The organism is Pseudanabaena sp. 'Roaring Creek' (assembly GCF_001402795.1).
In the GTDB taxonomy this organism is placed as follows: domain Bacteria; phylum Cyanobacteriota; class Cyanobacteriia; order Pseudanabaenales; family Pseudanabaenaceae; genus Pseudanabaena.
This window is the reverse complement of record NZ_LIRE01000325.1, coordinates 1-9,902: the sequence shown is the minus strand read 5'-3', so window position 1 is coordinate 9,902 and position 9,902 is coordinate 1. Positions and strand designations below refer to the sequence as shown.

11 protein-coding genes and 1 pseudogene are annotated in these 9,902 nt (G+C 43.4%); 5 read left to right on the top strand and 7 right to left on the bottom strand.

The annotated features are described in order from the left end of the window. Together AC805_RS27335 and AC805_RS11055 are read left to right on the top strand one after the other, a co-directional pair. Positions 1 to 113 (top strand): annotated as a pseudogene (locus AC805_RS27335) (phosphoribosyltransferase); the annotation flags it as partial. Positions 114 to 355: 242 nt separating this feature from the next. Next, the gene (locus AC805_RS11055; RefSeq protein WP_055075488.1) at positions 356 to 940 is read left to right on the top strand and encodes a Uma2 family endonuclease; all 585 of its coding nucleotides are present in this window, start codon (positions 356 to 358) and stop codon (positions 938 to 940) included. Between the two features lie 17 nt (positions 941 to 957). On the opposite strand, the gene AC805_RS26235 is transcribed toward AC805_RS11055, so the two are convergent. Further along, positions 958 to 1,458: a hypothetical protein gene (locus AC805_RS26235; protein ID WP_055075487.1), complete on the bottom strand. Its 501-nt coding sequence runs from the start codon at positions 1,456 to 1,458 to the stop codon at positions 958 to 960. Between the two features lie 222 nt (positions 1,459 to 1,680). Beyond that, a complete protein-coding gene (locus tag AC805_RS11045) occupies positions 1,681 to 1,911 on the bottom strand; it encodes a chlorophyll a/b-binding protein (protein ID WP_055075486.1) in 231 nt (76 codons plus the stop codon). A gap of 508 nt (positions 1,912 to 2,419) precedes the next feature. On the opposite strand from AC805_RS11045, the gene rsmG reads away from it, so the two are divergent. Then, complete coding sequence (gene rsmG / locus AC805_RS11040; protein ID WP_055075485.1) at positions 2,420 to 3,103, top strand: 16S rRNA (guanine(527)-N(7))-methyltransferase RsmG; 684 nt, start codon at positions 2,420 to 2,422, stop codon at positions 3,101 to 3,103. Here the strand turns inward: rsmG and AC805_RS11035 are convergent. The 4 genes from AC805_RS11035 to AC805_RS11020 form a co-directional block, all read right to left on the bottom strand. Continuing rightward, complete coding sequence (locus AC805_RS11035) at positions 3,064 to 3,324, bottom strand: DUF6761 family protein (protein WP_009628288.1); 261 nt, start codon at positions 3,322 to 3,324, stop codon at positions 3,064 to 3,066. The genes rsmG and AC805_RS11035 overlap by 40 nt on opposite strands. A 416-nt stretch (positions 3,325 to 3,740) precedes the next feature. After that, positions 3,741 to 4,199, bottom strand: a complete 459-nt coding sequence (locus AC805_RS11030; protein WP_231662675.1) for a hypothetical protein — start codon at positions 4,197 to 4,199, stop codon at positions 3,741 to 3,743. Positions 4,200 to 4,235: 36 nt separating this feature from the next. Further along, positions 4,236 to 4,451 carry a hypothetical protein gene (locus AC805_RS11025; protein WP_009625842.1) on the bottom strand — a complete coding sequence of 72 codons (216 nt, stop codon included), beginning with the start codon at positions 4,449 to 4,451 and terminating at the stop codon, positions 4,236 to 4,238. A gap of 198 nt (positions 4,452 to 4,649) precedes the next feature. Further along, positions 4,650 to 5,150, bottom strand: a complete 501-nt coding sequence (locus AC805_RS11020) for an AAA family ATPase (RefSeq protein ID WP_055075483.1) — start codon at positions 5,148 to 5,150, stop codon at positions 4,650 to 4,652. 219 nt (positions 5,151 to 5,369) lie between these two features. On the opposite strand from AC805_RS11020, the gene AC805_RS11015 reads away from it, so the two are divergent. Then, the gene (locus tag AC805_RS11015) at positions 5,370 to 5,843 is read left to right on the top strand and encodes a glutathione peroxidase (protein WP_055075482.1); all 474 of its coding nucleotides are present in this window, start codon (positions 5,370 to 5,372) and stop codon (positions 5,841 to 5,843) included. A gap of 576 nt (positions 5,844 to 6,419) precedes the next feature. Further along, a complete protein-coding gene (ppk1, locus tag AC805_RS11010) occupies positions 6,420 to 8,657 on the top strand; it encodes a polyphosphate kinase 1 (protein ID WP_055075481.1) in 2,238 nt (745 codons plus the stop codon). Positions 8,658 to 8,846: 189 nt separating this feature from the next. Here ppk1 and bioB read toward each other — a convergent pair whose 3' ends face one another. After that, positions 8,847 to 9,791 (bottom strand): biotin synthase BioB, encoded by a 945-nt coding sequence (gene bioB / locus AC805_RS11005; RefSeq protein WP_082429469.1) that lies wholly within the window; start codon positions 9,789 to 9,791, stop codon positions 8,847 to 8,849. Positions 9,792 to 9,902 lie beyond the last annotated feature (111 nt).

The following is a 9,902-nucleotide window of genomic DNA, read 5'->3' as shown; positions in this document are numbered from 1 at the left end:
TTAAAGCTTGTTCTGTCGCCAAACCCGACTATTACGTGGATTTCTTGGCAGACAATCCTTGGATTCATCAACCTTTTGAGAAATACGAGAAAATGCAGCTTAGCGATTTATAGCTACCGCCAGTCTTGTTAGGACAAAATTAAAACCCAAGATCGTGTTGTCGCGCGGAGTGCGACAACACGATCTTGGGTTTTATGTCCTGATACAGTTGGCGGTAGCTATAAAATTGAGATAGGCAAAAATAGAAAAAGTAAATCAATAACGCATTGATTTTGGAAAATGGTGAGGAGATGTGAATTGGTAATTGATTGATTTAGTAATTGATTTAGTAATTGATTTATTAAGAGGCAGCTTTATGGCGATCGCGATTCAACCGAAACCAATCCAACCCAACCTTATAGCGCTGGAAGATTTTTTAGTGCTTCCTGAAACCAAGCCCGCTAGTGAATATATCAACGGAAATATTTATCAGAAACCGATGCCACAGGGAAGGCACAGCACATTGCAGGGAAAATTAGTTGCTAAAATTAATCAGCTTGGGGAACCCGAACAAATCCTTTTTGCTTTTCCTGAACTGCGCTGCACCTTTGCAGGGAGATCTATTGTTCCAGATATCGCCGTATTTGCATGGGAGCATATTCCCCTAGATGCTAACGGCGAAATTATTAACAGGATTGAAATTCCGCCCGATTGGATCGTTGAAATTCTCTCACCCGAACAATCGTCGATTGATGTAATCGATAAAATTAGCTTTGCCATTAAAAATGGTACGAAACTTGGTTGGCTCATTGCTCCTCAAGAAAGAACCATACTTAGCTTTCAAGGCGATCGCTTTTACAGTCATCGAGGCGAAGATCTGCTACCTGTCTTAGAAGGCTTAAAAGGCTGGCAAGTATCGGTCAATGATTTGTTTGACCTACTTAGCTTTACAAAACGTTAGAACCTGCTCAAATAAAACTACCAAGATAAAAATGCTGCCTCAATGCCCTGTTCTCGCTTGACCTTCGCATCGCGTTCTACCCAAGCAATTATTTGCTCCGTGCTTAATTCTTCAAGATGAACGCCGTAATCTTTGGCGATCGCACCTAGCGCTTGCATGGCAGAAATCACCATCCGAGTTAAGAACTTTTCATGACTCGATAGCTTGGCTGGAGTCACTTCATCCTGTCTCGTATCCTCAAAATCTAAATCGGGATGAGGCGAAGTCCATTTCAGAAATGCCGCATCTTCACCTTGTTCTTGCCGCACCTGCGAATCATGCTCAATCCATTGCACGATTTGCTGTGGGGATAGCTCTTCAGCATGAATGCTCAGCCCTTGAGCGATTTTGGCAACGATACGCAGTGAGGAGATTGTGATGCGCGTCATAAATTTTTCCATCATGGAAAGCATTGCCCCATCGATCGCCCGAGCTTCTTCTAGGGTTAAAAATTGGATGGGGTCTTGAGGTATCGACATAGGTTTTTAATATAGCTATTGCCAGTTATATTAGGACAAAATTAAAACCTAAAAGAGTATTGCCGCGCAGAGCGCGGCAATACTCTTTTAGGTTTTATGTCCTGATACAGTTAATGGCAGCTATAAATGAGTTGTGAGATGCTTCGACTGCGCTCAGCTAACCTATGCCGATGGCTGAGCGCAGTCGAAGCCCTGTTTTTCTCATAAATGATTTAGGAATACTTAGAAACCGATAATTTGTAACAGACCTTTACCAGTCACCAGCTCGATCGCGACTAAACTCACAAAACCAATCATTGCCAAACGACCATTGATCAATTCGGCATATTCCGTTAAACCAAAGCGATCGTCGCCTTGATCGACATACATTTTGGGTTCGATCGCCCAATTATTGAGAATGCCACGCTCATCTTTAGTGAATGCGGTACGGGGCTTGGTGACTGGTTCGGTCATTGATTTTTACCTTTTTAAAATGTTTTATAACTTTTTATTGAAATTGAAATTAAGCGTTTGGGCATAGTTAAAATCCAGAGTCAAAAGCTGTAACGCAAGCGCAGCCTGTGCCGCAGGTTTTAGCTCTGTATTTTAATTGTGCTACTCCCTTCCCAGTGAAGAATTAGTGTTGCGGCGCTTCGCGCCGCAACACTAATTCTTGGTTTTTAATGTCTAATTTTATAGCGGGAAGGGAGTAAGGTACTTAGCTGAGATTAACCACTGTAAACAGATAACTCTCATAAATACTGAAATAAAGGCAATTGGCGATCGCCAGTTACTTTTGAGCGGTAAGCTCACAAGTTATGCTCTGGGCGATCGCTTAGCATTGCTACATGAATCTTAATGTTTCTTCGATCTTATCGTCTAATGTCGAAATTCGACAAACATCAAAGGAAAGATATAAGGTTAGATCGATCACTAGTAAAGTAGAGATGGTGCAGAGCGCCATCTCTACAGAAAGTTTTTTATGCCCCACTTTTCCCATTTATTCGACCATTGGCAATCCACGCTTAATTGGTTGCCTAGCCCCACTCAAGTTGACCAGTTTGAAAAATTATATGAACTTGTGCTAGAGGGCAATTCCAAGCAAAACCTAACGCGCATTACTGCCTTCGAGGATTTTTGGGAAAAGCATCTATGGGACTCATTACGAGGCGTATTAGCCTTTTGGGGACAGGAAAATATTAAAGTAATTGATATCGGAACGGGGGCAGGCTTTCCTGGATTGCCGATCGCGATCGCAAAACCTTCATGGCAAGTGACCCTAGTCGATAGCAAACAGAAAAAGATTGCCTTTGTGAAGGAAACAATTCAAGCTTTGCAATTAGATAACGCGATCGCCCAGTCGGGACGAGTGGAAGATTTAAATAAGGTTGCCCCATATAGCAAAAAGTATGACCTAGCCTTAGTAAGGGCTGTGGGTGCGCCAGCTACTTGCGCTAGCTATTGCTTGCCATTTTTAAAGAAAAGTGGCACAGCAGTACTTTATCGTGGTCAATGGCTACCCGAAGAAAGCGAACAGCTTGATATATTTTGCGAACAGGAGGGATTGCAAGTCGTTAAGCAAGAGCGCTTTCAAACCCCCCTTACCTTAGGCGTGCGCCACAGCGTTTATCTTTCGCCGCGCTCGATCTCCATTTCCAACTCATAGGGAGATGCAAAGTTAGAGGAATCATACAGAAATCGAATTACTTCTTCTTCGAGACGGTGGATATGATGGACTTCTACAGCATTAGTAACGCGCAGAGCCGCTAAGTAACCGTCTAAAAAAAGTCTCATTTCGTCGGTAGAGCGATAGCCGCGCTCTGACATTTCGACTAAGGAGTCTGTAATCTTTTGGTAATGACGAATGGCGATCGCGTCTTGAAGCATAGGTCAAGCTGGGAATAACTACCGTCCTAGGTGGATTTTGCTGGGTTAATAAAATAGTTCCCTCATATTCCTGACGAGCGATCGTTAGTCGAGCGTTAGTGAGTAAAATCCAACTTTTATCTACCTTCAGCAAAGTAATTCTACCATTTTTAAATGTCGAACCTGTTGCCAAATCTACTAAAGGCTAGAATTAGGACAAATCAAACCCCAAGAATTGAGTGGCGGCGCTTCGCGCCGCCACTCAATTCTTGGGGTTTATGTCCTAGTACATTTGGCGATAGCTATAATTGCAGATCAAAACCTGTAAAGTTGCGCCCCGCAGGGGCGCAACTTTACAGGTTTCCATAATTTATTTAGCACAAGTAAATAATACCAATTCACGAAAGTGTGACAACACTTTCGTGAATTGGTATTATTTAGGGTTCGTACAATGGCAAAGCATCTTGCCATCGCGGATAAATTCCCGATTGCCAGCGATCTTGGGCGATCGCTAATAAACTTTCGCTTAAAGATAATGGGGGATGGAATTGCTGCGATCTCGCTATAATTTCATCACAGTTAATTCCATACAGAGGGATATTTAACTGTTCACCGAGGGTTCTGGCGACCACAATGCCAATTCTCGTACCAGTAAAGCTGCCGATACCAGTGGCGATCGCTAAAAAAACAAAATCATGCCATGAAATATCACCCACAAACATATTCAAGCAGTCATGCAACTGCACAGATAATTCTCTGCCTAGTTCCCATGACTGCTGTTTGTGAGTGATATAAACTTGAGAACTACGATCGGCGTTTGGGTTAATCTCCGCGATCGCAAGCTCTAACTTTGTGGTGGTTGTGTGTAAGGCAAGGGCAAAATGTGGGGTCATCATCTTGAGAAAACTGGGATATAATCACCAGAATTCAACTTAGAACTTACCAATTCCAGCACCCGTGTCCGCAGCACCCGTATCGGCTGCACCCGTGTCCGCAGCTCCATTGGATTCAGAATCTTCAGGATCGTTATAGCTGCCCATTGGTCTTCTACGCCCAAAGCGACCCATAGGGGTGCGCTTACGAAACTTACGCGCATACGCTTGGTTGCGAAGAGCTTTTTCTTTTTTCTGATTGCGGCGCTTAGCCATTTTAAACCGTTGTACCCCTTAGAGATTGAGTCTATTTAAGCTAACACAAAACGAGAAATAGGCAAAGACAAATTAATCAATCCATAAGTGCTTGTGCAAAATAAATTACCAAAACCCGTAAAGTTGCGCCCCGTAGGGGCGCAACTTTACGGGTTTTAGTTTGTAATTAATTATGCCTAGCTACTTAATTAATCGAGATTAATCGATCCATTCATTGTCTAGCTTTTCATCGCGAAACAGGATGCGATCGAAACCTTCGCTCAAGGTCGGTGGCGTATAGGATAGAGTGCGATACATGTCCACCACGATATCATCGGGAACAACGCGATCGCGCATCTCATTGCGGGATAGGCAGATCCAGAGTGGTACATTGAGCCAAATTCCAGTAATAGGCTTAAACCCATTTTCCTTTGCTAAGGAAATAATGTCTTTCCGATATTCGCGTTTATAGTTTGTGGCATCATATATTACAGATTGTTGCGACTTCGCGGCATTTGTAAATTCTTGTTGTACTTGCTCCCAAATCTCGGTCCAATCTCCCTGGGTCGCGGCTGAGCCGTAAAGTGAAGCGCGAATGCGATCGGGGCTAATTAACTTAGTCTGGATCTGGCTATTCTGATTAGAAGCACGCATCATTTTTTCAGCAAGGCTCGATTTCCCACTTGCAGGTACACCAATCAGAATAATTACACTTGCCATGAAGATTGCAACAAAAAGCTAAATAGTTGCGAAATTAGTTTTTACTAAGTAGCTGGGCATAATTAAAATCCAGATCTAAAACCTGCGGCGCACGCTGCGCGTGCGCCGCAGGTTTTAGGACTTTATATTTAATTAAGCCCACTTACTTAACTATAGTAACTAGTAACCTCAAAAAACTACGAAAAACGCTTCTCAAATTCATCCTAGCCAAACTGAAATATGTCTACCCTCTACGATTTCAAAATTACTAACATTGATGGTCAGCCAGTCGATCTTGCCCAGTACAAAGGCAAAGTTGCCTTGGTGGTTAACGTTGCCTCTAAGTGCGGCTATACTAAGCAATACAAAGGGTTAGAAGCTCTTTACCGTGAATACAAAGATCGCGGCTTCGAGATTCTAGGTTTCCCTAGCAATGACTTTGGTGCTCAAGAGCCAGGCTCGGAAGCAGAAATCAAAGGATTCTGCTCTCTTAACTATGACGTAACCTTTGACATGTTCAGTAAAGTAGCTGTTAAGGGTGCTAATATGGTTGATATTTATAAATATCTTACGGATACGACAGGGAACCAAGTACAATGGAACTTCAACAAGTTTCTTGTCGATAAAGATGGCAATGTTGTAAAGTACTATCCCTCTAATGTTGCTCCTGAAGATGCAGGTTTGCGTAAAGATATCGAAGCCATTTTAGGTTAGTTCTTAGTTGCAAAGGACTAGTTGCAAAGGACTAATTATAAAAAACTAAAAGCAAAAGACTAAAAGCAAAAGACTAAAAGCAAAGGGCAGACTATTTAACCTGCCCTTTGCTTTTAGAAGTGTTTAAGCTCACACATCGAGACTCAATACTTCTGTAGTCTAGTTATTAGTAATTTATGTTAGTTGTTTGGTGGCGATCTGTTGAGAGAGGCTTCGACCTTGCCCAGCCATCGGAATACCTTGGCTGAGCAAGATCGGATTAATATTTTTCTCATAAGTGAAATAGTAATGCTAAGTAGTTCAGCATAATTAAAAACTCAAACCAGAGAGCGCACCGCCCGATACGCGGGCGATACGCTCTTCTAAGTTTTAAGTTTACTTATTCTCCTTAGCTACTTAGGCACTTGCGAATAAGAAATACCCACCACATTACATAGCTTCGACTACGCTCAGCTAACACTGGCGGAGCTTAGTCGAAACCACAGGTACTTTAATTAATAGCAAGTTCCTTAATATGTTTTATAAATAACTGATATGAATTCGCTAACAATTTGAAAAAATAATAGCTTTGCACCTATGACTAGAGTAAAAAAAGATCTAATTCAGAAAAACGCAAATGTGCCAGAAGTTGATGTCATTGAGCCTGCAGTTGAACTGTTAGATCCTTCAGAAGAGAATTTAGAAGATACCGTAGAGGTCGTTAGCCCAGTTTCGACAGAAGTAGTATTAACTGAGAAAAAAAGTAAAAAAGTATCTGAGAAACCCGTGTACCTTTTTAATCGAGAGTTAAGCTGGATTGCCTTTAATAAAAGGGTTTTGAGTGAGGGGATTGATTCTCGTACTCCATTACTTGAGCGAGCTAAATTCTTCGCGATTTTTAGTACTAACCTTGATGAGTTCTTTATGGTTAGAGTCGCAAGGGTGAAGAAAAAGTTTGCGGAGCAGATGGATGTTATTACCGATGATGGGCTCAATCTAGAAGCTCAATTACAGGCAATCCGACAGGCTCTCGTGCCTTTGATCTCCATGCAGCATGAGTTTTTTGAGAACGTGCTACGTCCAGAATTACATCGACATGGAGTGAAACTGCTAGATTACAAAGATATTGATAAAAAGCATCAACGCTATCTCAAAACCTATTTTCAGGAAAAATTATTCCCTGTTCTCACGCCCCTAGCGGTCGATCCTGCCCATCCATTTCCCTATATTTCTAATCTTAGTTTGAACTTGGTTGTCATTGTTCGCGATCGCGAGACTGGTGAGAAGAATTTTGCAAGGGTTAAGGTTCCCAATGTATTGCCTCGGTTTGTGAAAATTCCTGAGACTGACGATCATACCTTTGTACCTCTAGAGCAGGTAATTGCCCATAATCTCGAATCGCTATTTCTGGGAATGGATATTTTGAGTTACTATCCATTTCGGATTACCCGCGATGCAGAACTGGATATTGAAGAAGAAGAAGCAGATGATTTGATTTCGGCGCTACAGGAAGAACTACGCAAGCAAAAGTTTGGACCAGTTGTTCGCATGGAGATTGCCAATGATATCCCCCCCGAAATTCGCAAGGAGTTAATTTCTCAACTGGGTATTACCGAAGCGGACGTTTACGATATTCCAGGATTGATCGGATTAGGGGCATTGATGGCGATCGCTTTTTTGCCATTACCTGAGCATCAGGACAAACCTTGGAAATCGGTGACGCATCCTCGATTAAAGGAAAGGGAAGATGATGAGAAAAATATTTTTGAAATCATTCAAGAGGGGGACTTTCTCGTTCATCATCCCTATCAATCCTTTACAACGACGGTACAGCGATTTATTGAAGATGCTGCAAACGATCCTAATGTCCTTGCCATCAAGCAAACTCTCTATCGTACCTCTGGGGATTCTCCCATTGTCCATGCCCTAATTCGTGCGGCGGAAAATGGCAAACAGGTGGCGGTATTGGTGGAGTTAAAGGCAAGATTTGATGAAGCCAATAATATTCTCTGGGCGAGAAAACTGGAGAATGCGGGCGTGCATGTTGTCTATGGGCTGAAGAATCTCAAAACCCATACTAAGACGGCTTTGGTGGTGCGTCAGGAAGGCGATCGCCTCGTACGGTACGTTCATATCGGTACGGGTAACTATAATCCCAAAACCGCCAGATTTTATAGCGATCTAGGCATCTTTAGCTGCTGTAATGAGTTGGGAGCTGATTTAACAGATTTGTTTAACTATTTGACAGGATATTCCCGTCAAAGGGACTATCGCAAGCTACTAGTTGCCCCTGTCAACATGCGGGAGAAGTTTCTCCAACTGATTCATCGTGAAATCGAGCATCAAAAGCAGGGCTATCCTTCCTACATTATTGCGAAGATGAATTCACTGGTCGATCCTGAAATTATCATGGCTCTCTATGAGGCTTCTCAGGTAGGCGTGAATATCGATCTGATCATTCGTGGTATCTGCTGCATTCGTCCCAAGGTTAAGGGCTTAAGCGATCGCATTCGCGTAATTAGCGTGATTGGGCGTTTCCTCGAACATTCGCGGATTTTCTATTTTAGTAATGGTGGTGACGAGCAGGTATATATTGGTAGTGCGGACTGGATGCCGCGCAATCTTGATGCTCGCGTAGAAGTAATTACCCCTATTGAAAATACTTCCTTGATTAAAGAGTTGAAACAAATTCTCGAAATTATCCTCGCCGATAATCGCCAAGCTTGGGATCTCAGTTCTGATGGAACCTATACCCAGCGGGTTCCTAAGGATGGAGAACCTGAAATGAGTTCTCAAAAACATTTTATGTCACAGGGTAGACCTGAATTTGCCTGATATAGCTACCGCCAACTGTATCAGGACATAAAAACCAAAAGGGAGTTGCCGCGCTCCGCGCGGCAACTCCCTTTTGGTTTTTGATTTTGTCCTAACAAAACTGGCGGCAGCTATATAAGTAGTTAAGCATAATTAAAAAACCAAACCTAGAAGAGCGTACCGCCCGCTAAGCGGGCGGTACGCTCTTCCCTAGCTACTTACAAGATCTTTGGGTTTGACACCGAGCTTCTCAAACATGATGCTATCTTCTTGCCAATCTGGATTGGCAGTGGTCAGGAGTTTCTCGCTAGAGAAAATAGAATTGGCACCTGCGAGAAAGCAGAGAGCTTGATCGGAGGTACTCAAGCGATCGCGCCCTGCCGAAAGACGTACGATCGCTTGAGGCATTAATACCCTTGCCGTTGCCACCATTCTGACGATGACAAGCGGATCGATCGCTTCGAGATCGCCAAAGGGAGTTCCCTTGACCGCCGATAGCGCGTTAATAGGTACTGACTCTGGTTGGGGGTTGAGATTGGCTAAGGTATACAAAAGATCAATGCGATCGCGATCGGTTTCACCCATACCGACAATGCCGCCACAACAAACTTGAATCCCCGCCTCAGCGACATACTGAATGGTTTCGAGGCGATCGCGATAGGTTCGAGTCGTAATAATTTCGGGATAGAAACTTTCAGAAGTATCAAGATTGTGGTTATAGGCAGTTAGCCCTGCTTTGGCTAAGCGATGAGCCTGTTCGGGACGCAACATCCCCATCGTTACACAAGCTTCCATTCCCATGCCTGCGACTGCTTCCACCATTTGGATTACGCGATCGAACTCTTCTCCATCGGGGGCATTGCGCCATGCAGCCCCCATACAGAAGCGGGTTGCACCATGTTTCTTTGCTTCGCGAGCTTGATCGATCACCTCATCTAAAGGGAGGAGCGGATAGGTTTCTACCTCTGTAGGATAACGAGCGCTCTGAGGACAATACTTGCAGTCTTCGGGACATCGCCCTGACTTAATGTTTGATAGCGTACATAACTGGACGGTATCGGTTTGGTGATATTGGCGATGGACTGATTGCGCCTCAAATACTAGAGACAACAAAGGCTGATGGTAAAGCTCGGTAACAGATTCAAGGGAAATCAAGGGAATATTTATGCTTACAACATAGAGGATAGCGACTGCCCCATTGTACTGCGAAAAGTACTAAATAGGTAAGGATGGGCGGCGCTTCGCGCCGCCCATCCTTACCTATTT